Here is a 24,614-nt window from a genome sequence, read left to right on the forward strand (position 1 = left end):
TCGCTCAGCGCTTGGCGATGATGTACACCGCATGGATCACGCCCGGCAGGTAGCCGAGCAGGGTCAGCAGGATGTTCAGCCAGAAGGCGCCGGCGAAGCCGACCTGCAGGAACACGCCAAGCGGTGGCAGCAGGATGGCGATGATGATGCGCAGCAGGTCCATGGGAGTTCTCCGTCAATGGTCGGACAGGCCTTTCCTGAATCGACCCGGTCCCGCCCCCGGGGTTCCTTGGCGCCTTCCGCCGACGCTGGCCATACTTGCCCGACAGCCGGCACAGGAGCCCTTTCATGGCGATCACCCGCAGCGACCTCGATGAGAACGGCCTGCTGATCGGCGTATCGCCGGAACGCTTCCGCGAAGTCGCCATGCCGCTGCTGTTCGACCAGTTGAACGCCTGCTGCGAAGGCACCATCGCGGTCAACCGCCAGGCGCAGATCGTCTGGATCAACGACAAGTATGCCGCCCGCCTGGGAGTGGCCGATCCACGCGGCGTGCTCGGCCGGCCCGTCGAGGAGATCCTGCCGGCCAGCCGGCTGCGCCAGGTCGCCCAGGGAGGCCAGACGTCCCTGCTCGACCTGATGGCCTTCGGCGACGAGCACTTCGTGGTGACCCGGATGCCTCTGCGCGACGAATGCGGCACCCTGGTCGGCGCCATCGGCTTCGTCCTGCTCGACCGGGCCCTCAGGCTGGAGCCGCTGGTCGCCAAGTACAACCAGCTGCAGAACCGTCTGGCCGCCACCCAGCGCGAACTGGCCCAGGTGCGCCAGGCACGCTATAGCATCGCCGGTTTCATCGGCAGCAGCCCGGCCGTCAGCGAGCTCAAGCGTCAGGCCCGGCGGGCCGCACAGCTGGATGCCACCCTGCTGCTGCGCGGCGAAACCGGCACCGGCAAGGAACTGCTCGCCCAGGGCATCCACAATCTGTCGCCACGCGCCCGGGGGCCCTTCGTCGCCCTCAACGTGGCGGCGATTCCCGACACCCTGGTGGAAGCCGAGCTGTTCGGCACCGCCCCGGGCGCCTACACCGGCGCCGAACGCAAGGCGCGCATCGGCAAGTTCGAACTGGCCGACGGCGGCACCCTGTTCCTCGACGAGATCGGCGATCTGGCCCTGCCGCTGCAGGCCAAGCTGCTGCGGGTGCTGCAGGAGCAGGAGGTCGAGCCGCTCGGCTCGAACCGGGTGAGGCGAATCGACGTCCGGGTGATCGCCGCCACCCATGTCGACCTGGAGGCCCGGGTCGCTGCCGGCGCCTTCCGCGGCGACCTCTATTACCGTCTGAACGTGTTGAGCCTGCGCCTGCCGCCGCTGCGCGAGCGCCGCGAGGACATCCGCCTGCTCGCCGAGCATCTGCTCGACGAAATCGCCAGCCGCTCCGGCCAACCGCGCCTCGAGCTGGAGGAGGAAGTGCTGGAGGTGCTGGGCGTCCAGTCATGGCCGGGCAATGTCCGCGAGTTGCGCAACCTGCTGGAGCGCGCCCAACTGCAGGCAGAGGGCAACCTCCTCGGCCGCCAGGCGCTGCTCTCCCTGCTCGACGCCCTGCCACCGGCTCCGCCGGAAGAGGCACCATCCACTGGGCACGCCCCCCTCATCCCGCCGCTGGCGCACAGCCTGGCCGATGCCGAACGCACCGCCCTGCAGGCGGCTCTTGCCGCCTGCAACGGCAACCGGCGGCGCGCCGCCCAGTGCCTCGGCATCGCCCGCACCAGCCTGTACAACAAGCTGCAGCAGTACGGGCTCGGCAAGCGTTGAGAAGGGCTGTCCAGCTGGCTGGACAGCGCCTGTGCCCAGAATTCCGGACATGTCCTGCCTGCAGAATGCCCCTGGTTCATGGAGCCAGCCTGAATCCGCCATGATCGTCGCTTTTGAACGAAATTGACCGCCAATCTCTGCCACCCACCCGGCGGCACGAATCTCGCTGGGATCCCCGTGCACTCCTGCTCCCGCGGGTTGCGCCAGCGCAATGCCAGGGCAAGGGAGCGGCACGATTTGGCGTGAAGGTTGGGCAGCGGTCAGGCCCAGCCTCTTTTTTTCTCGGGGTATTCAAAATCGTGGGCAGCGGCCTTCATTTCGCGCGGACAAAAAAACGCCCCGGCATTCCTGGCGGGGCGGCTGCGATTTCGCAAGAGACGGTATTCAGTTCCGGCCGGAGATCCGGCCAAGCGCACGCGTCAGGCGCTTGAGCATTTCGTCGATGTTGCCGTGGCTCACCGTCAGCGCCGGTGAAAAGCGCAGACAGTGCGCCTGCGGCGCGTTTATCAGCAGGCGCTCCTTCAGCGCCGCTTCCACTACCGCCGGTGCCGAGAGACCGACCAGCGGCAACCCCATTAACAAACCCTGGCCGCGCAGCGGACCGTGACCATGCCGGCGGGCCAAGTAGGCCAGCCCCTCGCGCAGATGCTCGCCGACTGCGCGAACGTGCTCGAGAAAGCCCTGCTCCAGCACGGTATCGAGTACCGCCAGGCCGGCAGCGCTCGCCAGCGCATTGCCGTGACAGCTGGCGACCAGATCGCCCGGCTCGAAGCTGCAGGCGTTGCCGCGGGCCAGCAGGGCCGCCAGGGGCACTCCCCCGCCCAGCCCCGTGCCGAGCACGACGATGTCGGCACGTATGCCATACAGCTCCTCGGCCAGCAGTGCGCCACAACGGCCGATCCCGGTCTGAACCTCGTCGAGGATCAGCAACAGGCCGCGCTCGTTGCACAGCCGGGACACACCCTGCAGGTAGTCGAGAGTCGCCGGGATCGCGCCCATTTCTCCCTGCAACGGCTCCAGCATCACCGCCACGGTCCGCTCGTCGAGTGTGCTCGCCAGTGCCTCCAGATCGTTGAAGGGCACTCTGACGAGGGCTGCCGCACCATCCTCGCCCCCGGCGCTCGTCCACCCCCGCACAGCCAAGGGCCCTTGGGTACCATCACAAGGGCCATCGAACGCGGCGACTATGCGCCCGGCGTAGCCGCGATGCAGCTGTGCCCACTTGCGCGCCAGCCGGATCGCTGCCTCCCTGGCCTCGGCACCGCTGCTCAGGAAGTAGGCCTGATCGCAGTCGGTGACCTGGCACAAGCGCGTGGCCAGCTTGAGCATGCCGAGGTTGTAATAGCCCGCTCCCGGGTTGATCAGGCTGTCCACCTGACGCCGCAGGGCGCTCACCAGCACGCTCGGACAATGCCCCAGGCTGTTCGCCGTCAACCCCTGGGTGAAGTCGAGATAGGCATTGCCCTCGACATCCCACAGCCAGGATCCCTGGCCGCGCACGAAAAGCTGCGACGGACGCTCCAGGGTGCGCATCATCCGCGTGCAGGCCAGGACGTCACGCACCTTGCAACCTCTTCGGACAGAGAGCCCGACAGCCGGCAATACGGCTCGGCCCGGCATTAACTTCTTCAGCTTTACCTATGAACAGCTCTGATACCACTGCCTGGCTCATCACTCAGCCTGGCCTCCAGAGCGCTGTAAGCATGATCGATGGGCGTTAGACTAGGGGCTGTCGGCCCCCAAGGCTATTTCGATTTTCCAGATTTATCGATAAGAGAAACTTATGGATTTTCGGCAATTACGCTATTTCGTCGCCCTCTACGAGGAGGGCCACGTAGGGCGCGCCGCAGAGCGCCTGAGCCTGTCTCAGCCGGCGCTCTCGCAGCAGATCCGCCACCTGGAGACGGACCTCGACGTCAGCCTCTTTCAACGTACCGGCAAGCGCCTGCTGCCGACCCTGGCCGCACAGACCCTGTACAGCTATGCGGTACCGCTGCTGGAGGGCCTGGAGCGCGCTCGCGATGCACTGCGCGCCTTCCGCGGACAATCGGCGCACAGCCTGGCGGTCGGCGTGCTGCAGACGGTCAGCGCCAGCCTGGTGCCGCCCCTGCTGGAGCGCCTGCGCCAGGCTCAGCCGCATTTGGTGGTGCAGCTCTACGAGCTGTCCGGCATCGACATCGAGCGGCGCCTGCTGACCGGCACCCTGGATATCGGGATCGGCTTCCTGCCGCCGCGGCAGCCTGGATTGCACAGCCTGCCGCTATACGAGGACGAGTTGCAGCTGGTGATTCCGGAAAAGCATCCGCTCAAGGAGTTCAAGAAGGTTTCCGTGGCCCAGGCGGCGGAGTTGCCGATGTTGCTGCTCGGCGAAGAGTTCCGCGTACGGCAGATCTGGCAGGAACAACTCAGCCTGCTCGGCCGGCGCCCGCAGGTACAGGCCGAGCTGAACCACATGAACAGCATCCTCGACAGCCTGCCGCACACGACCCTGGCCACGGTGCTGCCGGGCTGCTCGCGGTCGCTGCACAGCCATCCGGACCTGCTGTGGAAGCCGCTCAGCGAACCGCGCATACCGCTGAAGGTGGGACTGGTCTATCGCGATGCACAGCGCCAGCAGGGCATGGTGGATCTGCTGCGCTCGCTGCTGGAAGGAATGCCCGGCCTTCACCAGGCCCACGGCTGAGTGCGGGTGCGCCCCGGGGGCACAAAAAAGAAAACCCCGCCAAAGCGGGGCCTTGCAGACTGATTCTGACGTCCGTGACTCTCTCCGCCATCCTGGCAGGACTTCCTCGATCATCCCTGAACCATCCCTAGCATGCGGCGCATCCTGCGCACATCGTCCCTGAACAAGGCCATCCTGGCGATCGTCCCTGAGTTCGCATCCTGCGCCAACCATCCCTGCGACATCACCCTCCCGGTGAATTCTCGACCACATCCCTGCCGGTCGATGCGCCTCCTGCGCGACTTCCCTATCACCCGCCATCCTGGCGGAAATTGCGACGCCTTCCATGTTTTTCGATGCGCTTCCTGCGCGACGTCCTTGAGCAATAGAGTAGGCATCCCCCCACTGGAGAAACAGTGGCGATCACCATCGCACCATGTAAGCCTTTACCTACATGTCCCCCCGGGCTGCCCCGCCTGCCCCCCCCCGAGACCATGCCTGCAACCCTTGGCACACATGATGCAGATCTTCTGGCAAAGGGTTTTGGGGACCCCGGTACAGGCAGGCCGGGAGCTCCCCTCTTTTATGCCTCCAGCCGGCCCAGCGGGCGCCTGGCTTGACCATCCGGGCCCATCCTCCGGCAGCGTCGCCACTGCCAAGCCCTGTCGCAGCATGCACAGCCCGTGGGCAAGGACGGTGCACCGGAGGCGGCAGGGGTGCAGCGACAGGGTAGAATGCCGCCTCCCCGCCTGGAGCTGTGCATGTTTCACGTCATCCTCTTTCAACCGGAAATCCCGCCGAATACCGGCAACATCATCAGGCTCTGTGCCAACACCGGCTGCAGCCTGCACCTGATCGACCCGCTGGGCTTCGAACTGGACGACAAGCGCCTGCGCCGCGCCGGTCTGGACTATCACGAATACGCCACCCTTAAACGCCACACCGACCTGTCCGCCTGCCTGGAGAGCCTCGGCCGGCCACGCCTGTTCGCCTTCACTACCAAGGGATCGCAGCCCTATCACCGCGTGAGCTACCGGCGCGGCGACGCCTTCCTGTTCGGCCCGGAAAGCCGCGGCCTGCCGCAGGAAATCCGTGAAAGCCTGCCGCCGGAGCAGCGCCTGCGCCTGCCGATGCGCCCCGACTGCCGCAGCCTGAACCTGTCGAACACGGTGGCGGTGGCGGTCTACGAGGCCTGGCGTCAGCTCGATTTCGCGATGGACTGAGCGGAAACGAAAAAGCGCCCCGCAGGGCGCTTCTCTCGGCAGGGCTGCAGCCTTACTGCACCGTGCCCGATGCCTGGCCCTCGGCCTGCATCCGCGCCAGCTCCTGGGCATAGAGCACGTCGAAGTTCACCGGTGCCAGCATCAGGGCCGGGAAGGAGCCGCGTACGACCAGGTTGTCCAGCGCCTCGCGGGCATAGGGGAAGAGCAGGCTCGGGCAGAAGGCGCCCAGGGTGTGGCCCATCGCCTCGGCATCCAGGCCCTTGATCAGGAAGATGCCGGCCTGCTGCACCTCGGCGATGAAGGCCACCTCCTCGCCGGTCTTCACGGTGACCGAGAGGGTCAGCACCACCTCGTAGAAGTCACCGCCGGTCAGCGCCTTCTGCTTGGTGTTCAGATCCAGCTGGACGCTGGGCTTCCAGTCCTGGCGGAAGATCTCCGGGGCCTTCGGGGCCTCGAAGGAAAGGTCGCGCACATAGATACGCTGCAGGGAGAATTGGGCGTTCTGGCCGTCTTGTTGTGCGGCGCCGTTGCTAGCTTGTTCAGTCATGGCAGAGCCTTGTTCGATTTGCGGATTCAATCCTCGAGCAGCGCGTCCAGGCGGCCCGCGCGCTCCAGGGCATGGAGATCGTCACATCCACCCACATGGGTATCGCCGATCCAGATTTGCGGAACCGAGGTGCGTCCGGCCTTGCGGGTCATCTCTGCGCGCAGCTCCGGTCTGCCGTCGACGCCGATCTCCTGGTAGGCGACGCCTTTCCTGTCCAGCAGTTGCTTGGCCCGAATGCAGTAGGGGCACCAGGTGCTGGTGTAGATGACGACTTTCGGCATGGCTCCCTCACTTGACCACGGGCAGGTTGTCCCCACGCCAGGTGCTCATGCCGCCGGCCAGCCGGGCCGCGTTGAAGCCGGCCTTCTGCAGGTCGCGACAGGCGACTCCGGCGTGCTGGCCCATGGCATCGACCACGATGAGGGTCTTGGCCCGGAACTTTTCCAATTCGGCCATGCGGCTGGCCAGCTTGTCGTAGGGGATATTGAGGGCATCGACAATGTGCCCGCCGGAGAACTCCTTGTGGGCACGCACATCCAGCACCAGGCCCTGGCCCCCGTTGACCATCGAGGTCAACTCGCCGCTGCTGAGGCTACGACCACCGCGACGCAGCTCGGTCACCAGCAGCAGGACCAGCAGGACGACCAGGAGGCCGACGAGGATGTAGTGGTTGGAAGCGAATTCGATCAGCTTGGGGACCATCGGGAAGTTCCAGAGCGGTAAAATCCCGGCAGTATACACAGCCCCCCAGGCCGGCTGAACCCGCCAGCGCGGCGGCAGTCAATGGCAATGACGCTGCGCCCCGCGAAGCAGTAGACTGTCGCCCCTTGCTCGCCACGAGCTGCCGGGCGCCCATATCACCGCATCATCAGAGTCGGAACCATGACTGCCACCCCCAAACCGCTGGTACTCATCATCCTCGACGGCTTCGGTCACAGTGACAGCCCCGCCCACAACGCCATCCACGCCGCCCGCACCCCGGTCTACGACCGCCTGCTCGCCACCCGCCCGCATGGCCTGATCTCCGCCTCCGGCATGGACGTCGGCCTGCCCGACGGCCAGATGGGCAACTCCGAGGTCGGCCACATGAACCTCGGCGCCGGACGCGTGCTCTACCAGGATCTCACCCGGGTGACCAAGGCCATCCAGGACGGCGAGTTCTTCGAAAACCCGGCGATCTGCGCCGCCGTCGATCAGGCAGTCGCCGCCGGCAAGGCGGTGCACATCCTCGGCCTGCTCTCCGAGGGCGGCGTGCACAGCCACCAGGACCACATCGCCGCCATGGCCGAGCTGGCTGTGCGGCGCGGTGCCGAGAAGATCTACCTGCACGCCTTCCTCGACGGCCGCGACACCCCGCCGAAGAGCGCCCAGGCGCCCATCGAGGCGCTCGACGCCACCTTCGCGCGCCTCGGCAAGGGCCGCATCGCCAGCCTGATCGGCCGCTACTTCGCGATGGACCGCGACAACCGCTGGGACCGCGTCGCGCAAGCCTACAAGCTGATCGTCGACGGCACGGCCGAGTACGCTGCCGAAACCGCCGCGGCCGGCCTGGAAGCCGCCTACGCGCGCGGCGAGAGCGACGAGTTCGTCAAGGCCACCGCCATCGGCGCGCCGGTGAAGGTGGAAGACGGCGACGCCGTGGTGTTCATGAACTTCCGCGCCGACCGCGCCCGCGAGCTGAGCCGCGCCTTCGTCGAAGCCGGCTTCAAGGAGTTCGAGCGCCCGCGCCTGCCGCAGCTGGCCGGCTTTGTCACCCTCACCCAGTATTCGGCGAGCATCCCCGCGCCCTGCGCCTTCCCGCCGGCGGAGCTGAGCAACGTGCTCGGCGAGTACCTGGCCAACAACGGCAAGACCCAGCTGCGCATCGCCGAGACCGAGAAGTACGCCCACGTCACCTTCTTCTTCTCCGGCGGCCGCGAGGAGCCCTTCGCGGGCGAGGAGCGCATCCTGATTCCCTCGCCGCAGGTCGCCACCTACGACCTCAAGCCGGAGATGAGCGCACCGGAGGTCACCGATCGCATCGTCGAGGCAATCGAAAGCCAGCGCTTCGACGTGATCGTCGCCAACTACGCCAACGGCGACATGGTCGGCCATACCGGGGTGTTCGAGGCGGCGGTCAAGGCGGTGGAATGCCTGGACGCCTGCCTCGGGCGCGTCGTCGCGGCGCTGGAGAAGGTCGGCGGCGAGGCGCTGATCACCGCCGACCACGGCAACGTCGAGCAGATGGAGGACGAGAGCACCGGCCAGGCGCACACCGCGCACACCTGCGAGCCGGTGCCGTTCATCTATGTCGGCCAGCGCCCGCTGCGCATCCGCGACGGCGGTGTGCTGGCCGACGTGGCGCCGACGATGCTGAAGCTGCTCGGCCTGCCGCAGCCGAAGGAAATGACCGGCCAACCGCTGGTCGAGCCGGCCTGAAGCGTCAGATGCGGGCAGGCCTTCGGCCTGTCCGCCGGCTGTCCGAAGCCGTCGCCATGGCCTGCAGCCGGACGACACATTTTTAGGCATACTTATGCCGATCCACTCCCTCCGATACCGCACGCCATGCACCGCATCCTCACCGTCCTGATCCTCGCCCTCGCGTTCGGCCCGGCGTTCGCCGACGAGCGCAGCGAAACCCTTGAGCAGCTGGAGCGGGCCCGCCAGGACATCGCCGAACTGAAGAAGCTGCAGGAGCAGCTGAATCAGGAAAGAAGCGGCGTGCAGAAGGAGCTGGGCAAGACCGAGCGGGAGATGGGCGACCTGGAGAAGCAGGTGCGCGAGCTGCAGAAGGAACTGGACGGCCGAGAGCAGGAGATCCGCCGCCTCGACCAGGAAAAACAGACGCTGCAGAAGGCTCGCGACGAACAGCAGCGGCTGATCGCCGCCCAGACCCGCGCCGCCTACCAGAGCGGCCGCCAGGAATACCTCAGGCTGTTGCTCAACCAGCAGCAGCCGGAACTTCTGTCACGCACCCTGACCTATTACGGCTACCTCGACCAGGCGCGCCGGGAGCAGCTCGAAGCTCACGATGCGACCCTGCGCCAACTGGCTGCGGTCGAGCAGGATCTCGCCACCCGGCAGGTCCGGCTCGGCGAACGCAAGGGCGAGCTGGAGCGACGCCGCGAACGGCTCGCCGCCCTGCACCAGGAGCGCCAGCAGGTGCTCACCCGGCTGAACCGGGAATACGCCAGCGGAGCCCAGAAACTCAAGGCTCGCGAGGAAGAACGGGCCGAGCTCGGCCAAGTGCTGCAGCGCATCGAGGAAGCCCTCGCCCGCCAAGCCCGCGAGGCCGAGGAGGCGCGCCAGCGCGCCCTCGCCGAACAACGTCGCCAGCAGGAGCTGGAGGAGCAGCGCCGACGCGTCGGAACCATCGCGCCCGCCAGCGAGGCCCCGCGCCTGTCCAGCCAGGGAACTGCCCCCGACGGTCCCTTCGCCCGCGCGCGCGGCAGTCTGCCCTGGCCGGTCGATGGCCGATTGCTGGCCCCCTACGGCTCGCCGCGCAGCGAAGATGCCCGCACCCGCTGGGACGGCGTGCTGATCGGCGCCAGTGCCGGCAGCACGGTACGCGCCATCCATGCCGGACGCGTGGTATTCGCCGACTGGCTGCGCGGCTCGGGCCTGCTGGTCATTCTCGACCACGGCAATGGCTACCTGAGCCTCTACGGGCATAATGAGAGCCTGTTGAAGGGCGCCGGCGATATGGTCAGGGCCGGTGAGCCGATTGCCACGGTCGGCACCAGTGGCGGGCAGGACATGCCTGCGCTTTACTTCGCCATCCGCCAACAGGGCCGCCCCAGCGATCCCGCCCTGTGGTGTCGCGCGCAGGGATAGCGCCGCTTTCACTCGAGGAGTTCGTTTCCATGCCGCACCTGCCCCGCCCCCTCTCGCTGGCCCTGGCTGCCGCCCTGGCGCTCGGCACCCCCTTCCTGCACGCCGAGGAGACCCCTGCTGCACCAGCTGCCGAGACGCGAGGCAAGCCCCTCCTGCCGCTCGACGAACTGCGCACCTTCGCCGAGGTCCTGGACCGGATCAAGGCCGCCTATGTCGAACCGGTGGACGACAAGACCCTGCTGGAAAATGCCATCAAGGGCATGATCAGCAATCTGGATCCGCACTCGGCCTACCTGGAGCCCAAGGAGTTCCTCGACCTGCAGGAAAGTACCAGCGGCGAATTCGGCGGCCTGGGCATCGAGGTCGGCATGGAGGACGACCAGCTCAAGGTGGTCTCGCCGATCGACGACACCCCGGCCGCCAAGGCCGGCATCGAGGCCGGCGACCTGATCGTCAGGATCGACGACCAGCCGACCAAGGGCATGTCCATGCTCGAGGCCGTGGACAAGATGCGCGGCAAGCCCGGCAGCAAGATCGAGCTGACCCTGGTGCGCGAAGGCGGCAGGCCGTTCGATGTCCGCCTGACCCGCGCGGTGATCAAGGTCAAGAGCGTGAAGAGCCAGCTGCTCGAGTCCGGCTACGGCTACCTGCGCATCACCCAGTTCCAGGTCAACAGCGGCGAGGAGGTCGGCAAGTCGCTGGCGCGCCTGCGGCAGGAGAACGGCGGACAGAAGCTCAAGGGGCTGGTGCTGGACCTGCGCAACAACCCCGGCGGCGTGCTGCAGTCGGCGGTCGAGGTCTCCGACCACTTCCTCACCAAGGGCCTGATCGTCTACACCAAGGGGCGCATCGCCAACTCCGAACTGCGCTTCTCGGCCGACCCGGCCGACGCCAGCGAAGGCGTGCCGCTGGTGACGCTGATCAACGGCGGCAGCGCCTCGGCGGCGGAAATCGTCGCCGGCGCCCTGCAGGATCACAAGCGGGCGGTGCTGATGGGCACCGATACCTTCGGCAAAGGCTCGGTGCAGACCGTGCTGCCGCTGAACAACGACCGCGCCCTGAAGCTGACCACCGCCCTCTACTTCACGCCCAATGGCCGCTCGATCCAGGCCCAGGGCATAGTGCCGGACATCGTGGTGGAGCGCGCCAGGCTGACCCAGGACACCCAGCCGGAGCACCTGCGCGAGGCCGATCTGGCCGGCCACCTGGGCAACGGCAACGGCGGCCCGGACAAGCCCAGCGGCAAGGCCGGCCAGGAAGGCAAGGCCCGCCCGCAGGACGACGACTACCAGTTGAGCCAGGCGCTCAACCTGCTCAAGGGGCTCAACTTGACCCGCGGGCAGCAGCAGTAGGCCGCGCAGCGAGCGGGTGGAGGGCCGCGCCGGCGCCCTCCGCCCGGCACCGGCCGGCTCAGCGCACCACTATGCCGCGGCCGGCCAGATAGGCCTTGGCTTCCGGCACCGTGTACTCGCCGAAGTGGAAGATGCTCGCCGCCAGCACCGCGTCGGCCTTGCCCTCGAGGATGCCGGCCGCCAGGTGCTCGAGGTTGCCGACGCCGCCCGAGGCGATCACCGGGATGCCTACCGCCTCGCTGATGGCGCGAGTCACCCCCAGGTCGAAGCCATTCTTCATGCCGTCCTGGTCCATGCTGGTCAGCAGAATCTCGCCGGCACCCAACCCCTCCATCTTCTTCGCCCAGGCCACCGCATCCAGTCCGGTGGGCTTGCGCCCGCCGTGGGTGAAGATTTCCCAGCGCGGCGCCTCGCCCGGACCCGACACCCGCTTGGCGTCGATGGCAACCACGATGCACTGCGAACCGAAGCGCTCGGCGGCCTCGCCGACGAACTCCGGGTTGAACACTGCGGCGGTGTTGATCGACACCTTGTCGGCACCGGCGTTCAGCAGGTTGCGGATGTCCTGTACGGTACGCACGCCGCCGCCCACGGTCAGCGGAATGAACACCTGGCTGGCCATGCGCTCGACGGTGTGCAGGGTGGTGTCGCGGCCTTCCGAGCTGGCGGTGATGTCGAGAAAGGTGATTTCGTCGGCGCCCTGCTCGTCGTAGCGGCGGGCGATCTCCACCGGGTCGCCGGCATCGCGGATATTCTCGAACTTGACGCCCTTGACCACGCGACCGTTGTCCACGTCAAGGCAGGGGATGATGCGTTTGGCGAGGGCCATGGCAATCTCTCTCGTCGATTGCATGCCGGCAATCTCGGCATGCGGCTTCTCGTGCTGATGGTTCCCACGCTCCGGCGTGGGAGCCTCGCTCGGGACGCTAAGCGTCCCCGGTTGCGCTCCCACGCCAGAGCGTGGGAGCGATCAAGCGCACCCTACGCGATAGATCACTGGAAACTGTCGCACAGCGCCTGGGCTTCGGCCACGTCGAGGGTGCCTTCATAGATGGCACGGCCGGTGATGGCGCCGACGATGCCCGGGGCACGCGCGTCCAGCAGCTTCTGGATGTCACCGAGGTTGTGGATACCGCCGGAGGCGATCACCGGGATGCGGGTGGCGATGGCCAGGGCTGCGGTGGCCTCGACGTTGCAGCCCTGCATCATGCCGTCCTTGGCGATATCGGTGTAGACGATGGCGGAGACGCCGTCGGCCTCGAAGCGCCTGGCCAGGTCGACGACCTGCACGGTGCTGACCTCGGCCCAGCCGTCGGTGGCGACGAAACCGTCCTTGGCGTCCAGACCGACGATCACCTTGCCGGGGAAGGCGCGGCAGGCCTCGCCGACGAACTCCGGCTGCTTGACCGCCTTGGTGCCAATGATCACGTAGCCGACCCCGGCCCTGACGTAGTGCTCGATGGTCTCCAGCGAACGGATGCCGCCGCCGATCTGGATCGGCAGGCTCGGGTAGCGTTTGGCGATGGCGGTGACCACCTCGCCGTTGACCGGCTGGCCCTCGAAGGCGCCGTTGAGGTCGACCAGGTGCAGACGGCGGCAGCCGGCCTCGACCCATTTGGCGGCCATCGCCACCGGGTCGTTAGAGAACACCGTGGCATCCTCCATCAGGCCCTGGCGCAGGCGCACGCAGGCACCGTCCTTGAGATCGATTGCGGGGATAATCAGCATGTCTTTTTCCTAACGTCAGAAGAGCCCGTAGGGTGGAAAACCGCGCAGCGTTTTCCACCAGAATCCTGCGGCGCCTACCAGCGCCCGTCCCAGGCGGCGAAGTTCTGCAGCAGCTGCAGACCGTGGGTATGGCTCTTTTCCGGGTGGAACTGCACGGCGAAGCGCGAGCCCTCGGCCAGCGCGGCGGCGAAGTCGACCCCGTAGTGGCCGCGGCCGACCACCTGGCGCGGATTGCCGGCCTCGATGTAGTAGCTGTGCACGAAGTAGAAGCGGCCGTGGTCCGGGATGTTGTGCCAGAGCGGATGGTCGACGCTCTGGGCGACCTCGTTCCAGCCCATGTGCGGCACCTTGAGGTGTTCGCCGTCCTCGACCAGATCCTTGCCGAAGAAGCGCACCCGTCCGGGGAACAGGCCGATGCAGTCGACCCCGCCGTTCTCCTCGCTGTGCTCCATCAACGCCTGCATGCCGACGCAGATGCCGAGGAACGGCCGGTTGGCGCTCACTTCGCGGACCAGGGCGTCGAAACCCAGCCGACGGATCTCGGCCATGCAGTCGCGGATCGCGCCAACGCCGGGGAACACTACCCGGTCGGCCTCGCGGATCACCTGAGCGTCACTGGTGATCAGCACCCGGCCGGCGCCGACGTGCTCCAGCGCCTTGGCCACCGAGTGCAGGTTGCCCATGCCATAGTCGATCACGGCTACCGTCTGCATCACAGGCACCCCTTGGTGGAAGGCGTCTGCCCGGCCATGCGCGGATCGAGCTCGATGGCCATGCGCAGGGCACGGCCGAAGGCCTTGAACACCGTCTCGATCTGGTGATGGGTGTTGCTGCCGCGCAGGTTGTCGATGTGCAGGGTCACTTGCGCGTGGTTGACGAAGCCCTGGAAGAACTCCTGGAACAGGTCCACGTCGAAGCTGCCGACCCGGGCGCGGGTGTAGGGCACGTGCATCGAGAGGCCAGGACGGCCGGAGAAGTCGATCACCACACGCGACAGTGCCTCGTCCAGCGGCACGTAGGAGTGGCCGTAGCGGACGATGCCCTTCTTGTCGCCGATGGCCTTGGCGAAGGCCTGGCCGAGGGTGATGCCGACGTCTTCCACGGTGTGATGGTCGTCGATATGCAGGTCGCCCCGGCACTCGATATCCAGGTCGATCAGGCCGTGGCGGGCGATCTGGTCGAGCATGTGCTCGAGGAAGGGCACGCCGATGGCGAACCGGGCCTTGCCGGTGCCGTCCAGGTTGATCGAGACCTTGATCTGGGTCTCCAGGGTGTTGCGCTCGACGCAAGCCGTACGTTCGGCCATCACAGCTCCGCTAGTCGTGGGACGAAAGGTCGCCATTATAGGCGCAAACCCGGAGGGCGGATAAGCCGTCCGGCACGGCCTGCCCGGTGCACGGACGGGCTCCGCTGGTTATCCTTGCCGATCCAGCAAGCGACAAGGCCCCCGAAAACCATGCCCGTCCACGTCGAAACGTTCACCACCGCCAGCCCCCAGGACCGCATCGACCTGGCGAAGATCTATGCCGATGCCCCCGCCTGGCTGCTGGCCCCCCATGCCGACGCCGAGCACCTGATCGCCACCGGGCTCGATCATGGCACGCTGATCGCCGGCCGCTTCAACGACCGCCTGCTCGGCGCCGCGCTGCTGGAAAGGAACGACGACTGCTGGCGGCTGTCGCACCTCTGCGTGCGCCGGATCACCCGCGGCCGCGGCGTCGCCCGCCGCCTGCTCGACGAGGCCCGGCGTCTCGCCGCGCAAGCCGGCAAGCCCCTGCATCTGGCCGGCCCCACCGACCAGCTGGAAGCCCAGGCCCTGGCCGCCCGCACCCAATTGCCGCTGGACGCCCTCTGAGGCCTCCGCCCGCCCCCGGCCGCCGGGCGCGCGGCTCGGCCACCATGGCGGGCCGCTATACTCGGCGGCCGATATCCCATCGCGAACCCCCAACAAGGACTCCGCCCATGAAAACGCTCGGCAAAATCCTTGGCCTGCTCGTTCTCGGGCTGCTGCTGATCGCCGTCGGCCTCGGCTTCGCCCTCACCCAGCTGTTCGACCCCAACGACTACAAGGACGAGATCCGCCAGCTCGCCCGCGACAAGGCCAATCTGGAACTGACCCTGAACGGCGATATCGGCTGGAGCCTGTTCCCCTGGCTTGGCCTGCAGCTGCAGCAGACCAGCGTGGCCAGCACCCGCACCCCCGACCAGCCAGTCGCCGACCTGGAGATGATCGGCCTGTCGGTGCGGGTGCTGCCGCTGCTGCGCCGGGAAATCCAGATGAGCGACATCCGCGTCGACGGCCTCAACCTGCACCTGCGCCGCGACAAGCAGGGCCGCGGCAACTGGGAGGACCTCGGCCGCCCGGCCCAGGCCAAGCAGCCGGAGGTCGCTGCCGGGGAAACCGCAGCGCCGGCCGGAGTACCCGTCGAGACGCCCGCCGACAACGGCGCCCGGGCGCTGCGCCTGGACATCGACAGCCTGACGCTGAACAACGCCCGGCTGGACTACCTGGACGAACGCAGCGGGCAGAAATTCAGCGCCGAGAGCATCCAGCTCACCAGCGGCGCGATCCGCCCGGACAGCGACATCCCCCTCAAGCTGACCGCCTTCTTCGGCAGCAACCAGCCGGTGATGCGCGCGCGCACCGACCTCGAGGGCATGCTGCGCTTCGACCCCGCGCTCCAGCGCTTCCAGCTGGGCAACGCCCGGCTGTCCGGCGAGGCCTCCGGCGAGCCGCTCAAGGGCAAGAGCCTGAATTTTGCCGCCCAGGGCGAGTTGCTCGCCGATCTGGCCGCCCAGGTGGCCGAATGGAATGGTCTCAAGCTCACCGCCAACCAGCTGCGCGCCATCGGCGAGTTGAAGGTGCGCGAACTGGACAAGGCCCCGCAGCTGAGCGGCGGCCTGTCGATCGCCCAGTTCAACCCGCGCGAATTTCTCGCCGGCCTCGGCCAGGAACTGCCGGCGACGGCCGACCCCGCCAGCCTGACCCGCCTCGAACTGAACACCCAGTTGAGCGGCTCGCCGAGCGCCGTGGCCTTCGACAAGCTCGACCTGAAGCTGGACGACAGCCAGTTCACCGGCCGCATCGCCGTCGCCGATCTCGCCCGCCAGGCCCTGCGCGTGCAGCTCAAGGGCGACCGGCTGGACCTCGACCGCTACCTGGCGCCGAAGAGCGAGAAGAAAGAGGCCGCCGGTGCCGCGCGCCAGGCCGAGGTCAAGGGCGCCGTGGCCAGCGCCATCCAGAACAGCGACACCCCGCTGCCCGATGCCCCCACCCAGCAGGCCTGGAGCGAAGAGGCCGTGCTGCCGGTCGACACCCTGCGCAAGCTGGATCTGCAGGCCAACCTCGATGTCGGCCAGTTGACCCTCGACCGGCTGCCGATCGGCAACGCCCACCTGCAGGCCACCGCCAAGGACGGCCTGTTGACTCTGCAGAGCCTGCGCGGCGAACTCTTCGGCGGCAGCTTCGACAGCCAGGCCCGCCTCGACGTCCGCCCGTCCACTCCCCAGTTGAGCGTGCTGAAGCGCCTCAGCCGGATTCCGGTGGAAAAATTTATCGAGACGGAAGGCAAGGAAAAGCCCCCGGTCAAGGGCCTGCTCGACCTGAACGCCGACCTGGAAACCCGCGGCAATAGCCAGAAGGCCTGGGTCGAGGGGCTCAACGGCACGGCCAGCTTCGTCCTCCACGACGGCGTGCTGCCCGACGCCAACCTCGAGCAGCAGCTGTGCCTGGCCATCGCCACCCTCAACCGCAAGGGGCTGAACAATCCGCCCAGCGCCAAGGACACGCCCTTCGAGGAGCTCAGCGGCAGCCTGCGGTTCACCAATGGCGTCGCCAGCAACCCGGACCTCAAGGCACGCATCCCCGGCCTGACGGTCAACGGCAACGGCGACCTGGACCTGCGCGTGCTCGGCATGGACTACCGCATCGGCGTGATCATCGAGGGCGACAAGCGCGCCATGCCCGATGCCGCCTGCCAGGTCAACGAGCGCTACGTCGGCCTGGAATGGCCGGTCCGCTGCCGCGGCCCGCTGGAACTGGGCGCCAAGGCCTGCCGCCTGGATCGCGACGGACTGCGCCAGATCGCCGCCAAGCTGGCCGGCGAGAAGCTCAACCAGAAGCTCGAGGAGAAGCTCGGCGACAAGGTCAGCCCGGAACTCAAGGACGCGCTGAAGGGGCTGTTCAACCGATGAGCCCCGAACAGTTCGGCAGCGCCGTGCTCGCCTGGTACGACCGCCACGGCCGCAAGGACCTGCCCTGGCAGCAGGACATCACGCCCTACCGGGTGTGGGTCTCGGAAATCATGCTGCAGCAGACCCAGGTCGCCACCGTGCTCGGCTACTACGAGCGCTTCATGGCCGCCCTGCCGACGGTGGAGGCGCTCGCCGCGGCGCCCGAGGACGAGGTGCTGCACCTGTGGACCGGGCTCGGCTACTACAGCCGCGCGCGCAACCTGCACAGGACCGCGAAGATCGTCGTCGAGCAGTACGCCGGCGCGTTTCCCCGCTCGCTGGAGGCCCTCGCCGGACTGCCCGGCATCGGCCGCTCCACCGCCGGCGCCATCGCCAGCATCAGCATGGGGCTGCGCGCATCGATCCTCGACGGCAACGTCAAGCGCGTGCTGGCCCGCTACCTGGCCGAGGACGGCTATCCGGGCGAGCCCGGGGTGGCGAAGCGCCTGTGGAACGCCGCCGAGCGTCTCACCCCCGAGGCGCGGGTCAACCACTACACCCAGGCGATGATGGACCTCGGCGCCACCCTCTGCACCCGTGCTCGCCCGGCCTGCCTGCTCTGCCCGTTGCAGAGCGGCTGCCGCGCCCACCTGCTCGGCCGCGAGACGGACTACCCGACGCCCAAGCCGCGCCGGGAGCTGCCGCGAAAGCGCACCCTGATGCCGCTGCTGGCCAGCCGCGACGGCGCCATCCTGCTCTACCGGCGCCCCTCCAGCGGACTCTGGGGCGGACTCTGGAGCCTGCCGGAGCTGGACGACATCGAAGCGCTCGCCCCGCTCGCCGCCCGCCATGCCCTGCGCCTCGGCGAGCGCCGCGCGCTGCCCGGCCTGACCCACACCTTCAGCCATTTCCAGCTGGCCATCGAGCCCTGGCTCATCGCGGTGGAAAGCGCCGCCCCCGCCGTGGCCGAGGCCGACTGGCTCTGGTATAACCTCGCCGCTCCGCCGCGCCTGGGCCTCGCCGCCCCGGTGAAGAAGCTGCTCAAGCACGTCCAGAGCGAACTGCAGCCTCCGGCGGATCAGCCGACTTCGAGGAGAGACCCATGACCCGCACCGTGCATTGCCGCAAGTACAAAGAGGAACTGCCCGGCCTCGACCGTCCGCCCTACCCGGGCCCCAAGGGCGAGGACATCTACAACAACGTCTCGAAGCAGGCCTGGGACGAATGGCAGAAGCACCAGACCATGCTGATCAACGAGCGCCGGCTGAACATGATGAATGCCGAGGACCGCAAGTTCCTCCAGGGCGAGATGGACAAGTTCCTCTCCGGCGAGGAATACGCCCAGGCCGAGGGCTACGTGCAGCCGAAGGAGTGAGCCTTCGACCGACGCGCCGGCTCACGCTAACCGCTTCAAAAAGCTAATTTTTTCGCCGGCTGCAGTTGACGCTCCGGCGGTAAAGAAGGTTTAATGCCGGCCGTTGTTGCCCAGGTAGCTCAGTTGGTAGAGCAGGGGATTGAAAATCCCCGTGTCGGCGGTTCGATTCCGTCCCTGGGCACCATTTCCCTCGAGTGGTACTCCCGCAGTCGCAACGCCCTTTCGCCCAGGTAGCTCAGTTGGTAGAGCAGGGGATTGAAAATCCCCGTGTCGGCGGTTCGATTCCGTCCCTGGGCACCATATTCGACGAAGGCCCCCGTACACCACGATGTGCGGGGGCCTTCGTGTTTCCGGCCCGCTCACTCCTGGGCTGAGCCCGCATCGACGCGCCGATGCCCTCCCGCCTTCCTGCCGGACACTCGCCAAGGCCCTTTTCCACACACCGGCCATGGCTATTCGAGGCCAGGTGTCGGCCAGCCGACAGACAAGCCCCTGCCTCCCCGCTACCGTGCCTGGGAATACCTTGTCTGCGGCATGGCCGCCGACGCGAAAAGGCTACGTTCGGAATTCACATTTGCTACTGATCCGCAGGCGACGAGCAGACTCGTGCGCCTCCCGGAACAGGAGAGAAGGCATGTCCAGAACCATCTTCACCGTGGTCGAGAATTGTGTCGCCTGCAAGTCGTGCGAAATCGCCTGCGCGGTCGAACACTCGCAGTCGAAAACCCTGGCCGGCGCCATCCTGGAGACGCCGCCCCCGCAGCGGCGCATCAACGTCGAAGGCGTCGGCGCCTACAGCTACCCGTCGCGCTGCCAGCATTGCAGCGACGCCTCGTGCATCACCGCCTGCCCCACCGGCGCCATGCAGCGCGATTGCGGTACCGATGCGGTGTTTTCCGACTCCAACAAGTGCATCGGTTGCTGGATGTGCGTGGTCGTCTGCCCCTTCGGCGGGGTGACGGCCGACCAGTCGAGCAAGAAGGCGCTGAAATGCGACCGCTGCCCCGAGCGCACGGCCAGGGGCGAGGCGCCAGCCTGCGTGGCGGCCTGCCCGACCGGCACCCTCCTCTACCTCACGCCGGAAGAATTTGCGGCGCAGCGCCGACAGGCCACGGCCCGCGCGGCCGTCTGCGGCGAGCAGCCCGCGCAAACCAATGGCATGGACATTCTGCGATCCTTGAAGGGAGCCAACTGATATGGCCGACACCACTCTTCCCGTCATCGAGGGCGCCCTTCTCAAGGTCGCCCACGACAAAGGCTTTGCCACCGCCCGCGACCGTCTGGAGGTCATGAGCCCGCAGTGCGGCTTCGGCGAACTGGGCACCTGCTGCCGCATCTGCTACATGGGCCCGTGCCGCATCGACCCGTTCGGCAACGGCCCGAAGACCGGCGTGTGCGGCCTGACGCCTGACGCCATGGTCGCCCGCAACCTGCTGCGCGACACCGTGGGCGGCACCGCCTCCCACGTCGGTCATGCTCGCCATGTGCTCCTGACCCTGCGCGACGCGCTGAACGGCAAGGCCCCCTATCAGGTCAAGGGCGTGTCCAAGGTGATGGCCCTGGCCAAGACCTTCGGCGTGCCGACCGAGGGCCGTGAAGTCAACGACATCTGCCGCGATCTGGTGAACATCGCCCTGGAGGACTTCGGCCGCCAGGACGAGCTGCCGAACAACTGGGTCAGCAAGCGCGCGCCGGCCGCGGAGCAGGCGCTGTGGAGCGATCTGGGGCTGATGTACTCCAACCCGCACAACGAGATCGAGACGGCGATGCACGCCACCTCGATGGGCAACGACGCCGATCCGGTCTCGCTGATGCTGCGGGTGCTGAAGATGAGCCTGATCGACGGCTGGACCGGCCTGACCCTGTGCGTCGACCTGCAGGACATCCTCTTCGGCGTGCCGGAGATCGCGGTGACCGAGGCCGCCGTCGGCGTGCTGGAGGAGAACAGCGTCAACCTCGCCGCCCACGGCCACAACCCGGTGCTCTCGGAAAAGATCCTCGAATGGGCCGAGAAGCTGGAGGGCGAGGCCCTCGCCGCCGGCGCCGAGCGCATCAACGTGGTCGGCGTGTGCTGCACCGGCAACGAGCTGAGCATGCGCCACGGCGTCAAGCTGGCCGCGCACAACTCGCAGACCGAGCTGATTCTCGCCACCGGCGCGGTCGATGCCATGGTGGTGGACATCCAGTGCATCTGGCCGCAGTTGGCCCAGGTCGCCAAGTGCTTCGACACCGCCTTCATCACCACCGACGCCATGGTGCGGATTCCCGACGCCCGGCACATCCCGTTCGAGCCACACCACGCCGACGAGAGCGCCCGGCAGATCGTCCAGGCGGCCATCGACGCCTTTCGCCGCCGGCGCGGCAAGCCGGTCGACATTCCCCAGCACAAGAGCACGGCGGTGGCCGGCCTGTCGGTGGAAGCGATCATCGACCTGCTCTCCAAGCTGGATGCCGAGGACCCGCTCAAGCCGGTGATCGACAACGTGGCCAACGGCAACATCTTCGGCTTCGTCGGGGTGGTCGGCTGCTCGAGCATCAAGTTCCGCGACAACGCCATGACCGAGGAGATGGTCAAGCACCTGCTGCGCCAGAACGTGCTGGTGCTGACCACCGGCTGCACCGCGCACATCTGCGCCCAGGACGGCCTGATGACCAGCGAGGCGACCTACCGCTACTGCGGCGACGGCCTCAAGGCGGTGCTCGTGGTGCTGGGCAAGGCCGCCGGCCTCGACGGCCCGCTGCCGCCGGTCTGGCACATGGGCGCCTGCGTCGACAACTCGCGCATCGTCGACCTGATGGTGGCGCTGGCCGAGCGCCTCGGCGTCAAGGTCGGCCAGCTGCCCGCGGTGGGTTCGGCGCCGGAGCTGGTGCAGGAGAAGGCCGTGTCCATCGGCGGCTCCTTTCTGGCGCTCGGCGTGTCCTGCCACATCGCCCCGGCCCCGCGCATCCTCGGCGGCCCGATGGTCACCAAGCTGCTCACCGAGGACCTGCAGGAGCTGACCGGCGCCGTGGTGCGGGTGGAACTGGAGCCCAAGGGCGCCGCCGACTGGATGGTCGCGCATATCGCCGGGAAGCGCGCGGCGCTCGGCATCTGACGGAGGCGGCATGAAGATCGTCATCATCGGCAACGGACCGGCGGCGATCGCCGCCGCCGAGACCCTCCGCGGACAGGACCGGAGCTGCGAGATCGTCATGCTCTCCCGGGAGAGCGTGCCCTTCTATTCCCCCTGCCCGCTGGCCGAGTACGTGGAAGGCAGCGTCCCCAAGGACCATCTCTTCCTGCGCGACCCGGACTTCTACGCCCGCACCGGGATCGACATCCGCTACGGATGCCCGGTGCGGCGGATCGACCCGCAGGCCCGCCAGGTCTGGACCGGGGACCAGGCCGTCGGCTACGACCGGCTGCTGATCGCTTCCGGCTCCAGGGCGTTCGTCCCGCCGATTCCCGGCCTCGCCACCGCCAGGGGGGTGTTCGAGCTGAAGACCCTGGGCGATGCCGACGGCATTCTGGAAAGGATCAGGAGCGCCCGGCGCGCCGTGGTCATCGGCTCCGGCTTCATCGGCCTGGAAGCCGTGCAGGCCCTGGTCCGCCAGGGGCTCGAGGTGACTCTGCTGGAAGCGCGCGAGCATGTGCTTCCGGCGATGCTGGACAGCGAAATGGCCGCCCTCGTCGAGCGGCGGCTGGTCGCGCACGGCGTGCAGGTGCGCACCGGCTGCGGCGCTGAGCGCATCCTCGAAGGCGACGACGGCGTGCGCGCCGTGCTGGCCGCTGGAGTCGAAATTCCCTGCGAGCTGGTGATCTGCGCCGCCGGGGTGCGTGCCGACCTGTCGATCCTCGAGGGCAGCGGCATCGCCAGCAACCTGGGCATCCTGGTCGACGCGCGGATGCAGACCAGCGTCGAAGGCGTGTTCGCCGCCGGCGACGTCATCGAGCGCCCGGACGCCCCGGACAAGCACCGGGTGGTGCCCAACTGGCCGAACGCGGTCTCCACCGGCCGGATCGCGGCATGGAACATGCTTGGCATCGACAGGCACCATCCGGGACTGGAAGCGGTCAACGTCGTGCGCGTCTTCGACCTGCCCATCGCCTCGTTCGGCGTGCAGGCCGGTGAAACCTGCCTGCGCTGGCAGGACGGCAAAGGCGCGGTGCGCAAGGTTCTGCTCAAGGAAGGCCGGGTGGCCGGCGGCCAACTGATCGGCGAGATCAACGGCACCGGCGTGCTGCACGGAATGATGAAGAAGGGCATCGCCGTCGAGCGCTTCGGCACCGACCTGGTCCATCCCGGTTTCGGTTACATCCACACCCTGGAACCCCTGAGGGCTATCAAATGGGCCTGAAAATCGCCATCAGCGGCAAGGGCGGGGTCGGCAAGACGACCCTGACCGGCCTGCTCGCTCACCACTACGCCAAACAGGGCCGCCGGGTCCTGGCCATCGACGCCGACCCCTCGCCCTGCCTGGGGCCGGCGCTGGGCTTCTCCGAGTCGGCGCTGCTCGACCTGCTGCCGATCTCCGAAATGGCCGAGCTGATCGCCGAGCGTACCGGCAGCGATCCGCGCGCCGGCAGCGGCGGGATGTTCAAGCTCAATCCGCGGGTCTCCGACATCCCCGAGCGCTTCTCCGCGAGCCTGGGCAACATCCGCCTGCTGCTGCTGGGCGCCGTGCAGCAGGGCGGCTCGGGCTGCATCTGCCCGGCCAGCACCCTGCTCAAGCGACTGGTGCGGCACGTGCTGCTGGAGCGCGACGAGGTGGTCCTGCTCGACCTCTATGCCGGCGTCGAGCACCTCGGCCGCGGCACCGCCGAGGCCGTCGATGTGATGCTGGCGGTGGCCGAGCCGACCAACCGCAGCATGCGCACCGTCCGCCAGGTCCAGGTGCTGGCCCGCGACATCGGCATCGAGAAACTGCTGCTGGTCGGCAACAAGGCGGGCGGCGCGGAGGACCGGGCGTTCTTCGAGGGCGCCGCCGTGAACATGCCGCTGGCCGGCTGCCTGGAGATGACCCCGGCGGCGATGGCCGCCGACCGCTCCGGCGCGCCGCTCTACGAACTGTCGCCCGAGCTGGCCCGGGAAGTCGCCTCGATTGCCGAAGCCATCGAGCGGCTGGCCCGATCCGGCGAACCTGCCTAGAGGAGCAAACGAGCATGTGCGAGAACTGCAATTGCGGCACCGCGTCCAGCGGCCATGTCCATGCTGCACAGGGACAGGCCTTCGAGCACGAGCATGAGCACATCCATGCCGACGGCACGGTGCACAGCCATGTCCACTTCCACCTGGCGCCCCATGCGCCGGGCGCCGTCCACCACCACTCCCATTCCAACCTGCCGGGGGCGAGACGCCCCGCCGACGGGCAGCACTGAGCCCGCCGGAACCGACCCCAGGAACTATCGACATGAAAACACGCCACCTTCTGCCCCTGCTCGCCCTGCCCCTGCTGCCCGGCGCCGCCTTCGCCCACCCCGGGCATGACGGGAGCGGCCTGATTGCCGGCCTGCTGCACCCCTTCGGCGGCGCCGACCACCTGCTGGCGATGCTGGCCATCGGCATCTGGGCCGCCCTGCAGCCGCGCGCCATGAAATTCGCCATGCCGGGGGCCTTCCTCGCCGTCCTGCTGGGCGGCTTCCTGCTGGGCGCCAACGGCATCGGCCTGCCGCTGGTGGAAACCGGCATCGCCCTCTCGGTGCTGCTGCTCGGCCTGCTGATCGCCTCCGCCGCACGCCTGCCGGCCAGCGTCTCGCTGGCCCTGGCCGGCGTCTTCGCCCTGTTCCACGGCCACGCCCACGGCGCCGAAGCCAGCGGCAGCCTGGCCGCCTTCGCCGGCGGCTTCCTCGCCGCCAGCCTGGCCCTGCACCTGGGCGGCGGCCTGCTCGCCGCGGCCGTGCAGCGCCGCCTGCCCCTGCTGACCCGCGGCGCCGGCGCGCTCATCGCCGCCAGCGGCGCGCTGATGATGATCTGAGCGCCAGGCCCGCGCCCTGACGAAGAGGCTCACCCGT

The 24,614-nt window shown here is 68.0% G+C and carries 25 protein-coding genes and 2 tRNA genes; 18 read left to right on the forward strand and 9 right to left on the reverse strand.

Annotated elements, in window-relative coordinates; genetic code table 11:
• Nucleotides 1-4: 4 nt before the first annotated feature.
• Entirely contained in the window at nucleotides 5-163 is a 159-nt protein-coding gene (locus GCU53_RS10445) for a YqaE/Pmp3 family membrane protein (RefSeq protein ID WP_152387558.1), read from the reverse strand.
• A gap of 125 nt (nucleotides 164-288) precedes the next feature.
• Between GCU53_RS10445 and GCU53_RS10450 the strand changes: the two genes are divergently transcribed.
• Nucleotides 289-1,749 carry a sigma-54 interaction domain-containing protein gene (locus tag GCU53_RS10450; protein ID WP_152387559.1) on the forward strand — a complete coding sequence of 487 codons (1,461 nt, stop codon included), beginning with the start codon at nucleotides 289-291 and terminating at the stop codon, nucleotides 1,747-1,749.
• A 384-nt stretch (nucleotides 1,750-2,133) separates the two neighbouring features.
• Here the strand turns inward: GCU53_RS10450 and GCU53_RS10455 are convergent, their stop codons facing one another.
• Complete coding sequence (locus tag GCU53_RS10455) at nucleotides 2,134-3,285, reverse strand: aspartate aminotransferase family protein (RefSeq protein WP_152389855.1); 1,152 nt, start codon at nucleotides 3,283-3,285, stop codon at nucleotides 2,134-2,136.
• A 247-nt stretch (nucleotides 3,286-3,532) separates the two neighbouring features.
• Here GCU53_RS10455 and GCU53_RS10460 point away from each other — a divergent pair, with 247 nt between their 5' ends.
• Both GCU53_RS10460 and trmL read left to right on the forward strand, forming a co-directional pair.
• Nucleotides 3,533-4,432, forward strand: a complete 900-nt coding sequence (locus GCU53_RS10460; protein WP_152387560.1) for a LysR family transcriptional regulator — start codon at nucleotides 3,533-3,535, stop codon at nucleotides 4,430-4,432.
• A 740-nt stretch (nucleotides 4,433-5,172) separates the two neighbouring features.
• Nucleotides 5,173-5,634, forward strand: coding sequence for a tRNA (uridine(34)/cytosine(34)/5-carboxymethylaminomethyluridine(34)-2'-O)-methyltransferase TrmL (trmL, locus tag GCU53_RS10465; protein ID WP_152387561.1), 462 nt, complete (start codon nucleotides 5,173-5,175; stop codon nucleotides 5,632-5,634).
• Between the two features lie 52 nt (nucleotides 5,635-5,686).
• Here the strand turns inward: trmL and secB are convergent, their stop codons facing one another.
• From secB to GCU53_RS10480, 3 genes are read right to left on the reverse strand one after another with little or no spacing between them, the layout of a single operon-like run.
• The gene (gene secB, locus GCU53_RS10470) at nucleotides 5,687-6,181 is read right to left on the reverse strand and encodes a protein-export chaperone SecB (RefSeq protein ID WP_152387562.1); all 495 of its coding nucleotides are present in this window, start codon (nucleotides 6,179-6,181) and stop codon (nucleotides 5,687-5,689) included.
• A 26-nt stretch (nucleotides 6,182-6,207) separates the two neighbouring features.
• Nucleotides 6,208-6,462: a glutaredoxin 3 gene (gene grxC, locus GCU53_RS10475; RefSeq protein WP_152387563.1), complete on the reverse strand. Its 255-nt coding sequence runs from the start codon at nucleotides 6,460-6,462 to the stop codon at nucleotides 6,208-6,210.
• 7 nt (nucleotides 6,463-6,469) lie between these two features.
• On the reverse strand, nucleotides 6,470-6,883 hold the full coding sequence (locus tag GCU53_RS10480) for a rhodanese-like domain-containing protein (RefSeq protein ID WP_152387564.1): 414 nt from the start codon (nucleotides 6,881-6,883) through the stop codon (nucleotides 6,470-6,472).
• Between the two features lie 180 nt (nucleotides 6,884-7,063).
• Between GCU53_RS10480 and gpmI the strand changes: the two genes are divergently transcribed.
• The 3 genes from gpmI to GCU53_RS10495 all read left to right on the forward strand — a co-directional run bounded on the left by gpmI (nucleotide 7,064) and on the right by GCU53_RS10495 (nucleotide 11,346).
• Nucleotides 7,064-8,599: a 2,3-bisphosphoglycerate-independent phosphoglycerate mutase gene (gpmI, locus tag GCU53_RS10485; protein ID WP_152387565.1), complete on the forward strand. Its 1,536-nt coding sequence runs from the start codon at nucleotides 7,064-7,066 to the stop codon at nucleotides 8,597-8,599.
• A gap of 126 nt (nucleotides 8,600-8,725) precedes the next feature.
• On the forward strand, nucleotides 8,726-9,994 hold the full coding sequence (locus GCU53_RS10490; RefSeq protein WP_152387566.1) for a murein hydrolase activator EnvC family protein: 1,269 nt from the start codon (nucleotides 8,726-8,728) through the stop codon (nucleotides 9,992-9,994).
• A gap of 29 nt (nucleotides 9,995-10,023) precedes the next feature.
• Nucleotides 10,024-11,346, forward strand: coding sequence for a S41 family peptidase (locus GCU53_RS10495; RefSeq protein ID WP_152387567.1), 1,323 nt, complete (start codon nucleotides 10,024-10,026; stop codon nucleotides 11,344-11,346).
• A gap of 58 nt (nucleotides 11,347-11,404) precedes the next feature.
• On the opposite strand, the gene hisF is transcribed toward GCU53_RS10495, so the two are convergent.
• From hisF to hisB, 4 genes are all read right to left on the reverse strand, one after another.
• Nucleotides 11,405-12,175 (reverse strand): imidazole glycerol phosphate synthase subunit HisF, encoded by a 771-nt coding sequence (hisF, locus tag GCU53_RS10500; RefSeq protein WP_152387568.1) that lies wholly within the window; start codon nucleotides 12,173-12,175, stop codon nucleotides 11,405-11,407.
• 164 nt (nucleotides 12,176-12,339) lie between these two features.
• On the reverse strand, nucleotides 12,340-13,074 hold the full coding sequence (gene hisA, locus GCU53_RS10505; RefSeq protein ID WP_152387569.1) for a 1-(5-phosphoribosyl)-5-[(5-phosphoribosylamino)methylideneamino]imidazole-4-carboxamide isomerase: 735 nt from the start codon (nucleotides 13,072-13,074) through the stop codon (nucleotides 12,340-12,342).
• Nucleotides 13,075-13,148: 74 nt separating this feature from the next.
• Entirely contained in the window at nucleotides 13,149-13,787 is a 639-nt protein-coding gene (gene hisH, locus GCU53_RS10510; RefSeq protein WP_152387570.1) for an imidazole glycerol phosphate synthase subunit HisH, read from the reverse strand.
• On the reverse strand, nucleotides 13,787-14,380 hold the full coding sequence (hisB, locus tag GCU53_RS10515) for an imidazoleglycerol-phosphate dehydratase HisB (RefSeq protein WP_152387571.1): 594 nt from the start codon (nucleotides 14,378-14,380) through the stop codon (nucleotides 13,787-13,789). Before hisB ends, hisH begins: the two co-directional genes overlap by 1 nt.
• A gap of 150 nt (nucleotides 14,381-14,530) precedes the next feature.
• Between hisB and GCU53_RS10520 the strand changes: the two genes are divergently transcribed.
• From GCU53_RS10520 to GCU53_RS10575, 12 genes are all read left to right on the forward strand, one after another.
• On the forward strand, nucleotides 14,531-14,929 hold the full coding sequence (locus GCU53_RS10520; RefSeq protein WP_152387572.1) for an acetyl-CoA sensor PanZ family protein: 399 nt from the start codon (nucleotides 14,531-14,533) through the stop codon (nucleotides 14,927-14,929).
• Nucleotides 14,930-15,036: 107 nt separating this feature from the next.
• A complete protein-coding gene (locus GCU53_RS10525) occupies nucleotides 15,037-17,268 on the forward strand; it encodes an AsmA family protein (RefSeq protein WP_152387573.1) in 2,232 nt (743 codons plus the stop codon).
• The gene (gene mutY / locus GCU53_RS10530) at nucleotides 17,265-18,353 is read left to right on the forward strand and encodes an A/G-specific adenine glycosylase (RefSeq protein WP_152387574.1); all 1,089 of its coding nucleotides are present in this window, start codon (nucleotides 17,265-17,267) and stop codon (nucleotides 18,351-18,353) included. The genes GCU53_RS10525 and mutY overlap by 4 nt, the downstream gene beginning before the upstream one ends.
• Nucleotides 18,350-18,622 (forward strand): oxidative damage protection protein, encoded by a 273-nt coding sequence (locus GCU53_RS10535; protein ID WP_152387575.1) that lies wholly within the window; start codon nucleotides 18,350-18,352, stop codon nucleotides 18,620-18,622. The genes mutY and GCU53_RS10535 overlap by 4 nt, the downstream gene beginning before the upstream one ends.
• A gap of 108 nt (nucleotides 18,623-18,730) precedes the next feature.
• Nucleotides 18,731-18,806, forward strand: a tRNA-Phe gene (locus GCU53_RS10540).
• A 40-nt stretch (nucleotides 18,807-18,846) separates the two neighbouring features.
• Nucleotides 18,847-18,922, forward strand: a tRNA-Phe gene (locus tag GCU53_RS10545).
• Between the two features lie 334 nt (nucleotides 18,923-19,256).
• Nucleotides 19,257-19,817, forward strand: a complete 561-nt coding sequence (locus GCU53_RS10550; protein WP_152387576.1) for a 4Fe-4S dicluster domain-containing protein — start codon at nucleotides 19,257-19,259, stop codon at nucleotides 19,815-19,817.
• Nucleotide 19,818: 1 nt separating this feature from the next.
• The gene (cooS, locus tag GCU53_RS10555; RefSeq protein ID WP_152387577.1) at nucleotides 19,819-21,717 is read left to right on the forward strand and encodes an anaerobic carbon-monoxide dehydrogenase catalytic subunit; all 1,899 of its coding nucleotides are present in this window, start codon (nucleotides 19,819-19,821) and stop codon (nucleotides 21,715-21,717) included.
• A gap of 10 nt (nucleotides 21,718-21,727) precedes the next feature.
• Nucleotides 21,728-22,960: an NAD(P)/FAD-dependent oxidoreductase gene (locus tag GCU53_RS10560; RefSeq protein WP_152387578.1), complete on the forward strand. Its 1,233-nt coding sequence runs from the start codon at nucleotides 21,728-21,730 to the stop codon at nucleotides 22,958-22,960.
• On the forward strand, nucleotides 22,951-23,751 hold the full coding sequence (locus GCU53_RS10565; protein WP_152387579.1) for an ATP-binding protein: 801 nt from the start codon (nucleotides 22,951-22,953) through the stop codon (nucleotides 23,749-23,751). The genes GCU53_RS10560 and GCU53_RS10565 overlap by 10 nt, the downstream gene beginning before the upstream one ends.
• A 14-nt stretch (nucleotides 23,752-23,765) precedes the next feature.
• On the forward strand, nucleotides 23,766-23,981 hold the full coding sequence (locus GCU53_RS10570) for a carbon monoxide dehydrogenase (protein WP_152387580.1): 216 nt from the start codon (nucleotides 23,766-23,768) through the stop codon (nucleotides 23,979-23,981).
• A gap of 32 nt (nucleotides 23,982-24,013) precedes the next feature.
• Nucleotides 24,014-24,577 (forward strand): HupE/UreJ family protein, encoded by a 564-nt coding sequence (locus tag GCU53_RS10575; protein WP_152387581.1) that lies wholly within the window; start codon nucleotides 24,014-24,016, stop codon nucleotides 24,575-24,577.
• The last annotated feature ends 37 nt before the right edge of the window (nucleotides 24,578-24,614 follow it).

This window comes from Azotobacter salinestris, from assembly GCF_009363155.1.
Classification (GTDB): Bacteria; Pseudomonadota; Gammaproteobacteria; order Pseudomonadales; family Pseudomonadaceae; genus Azotobacter; species Azotobacter salinestris.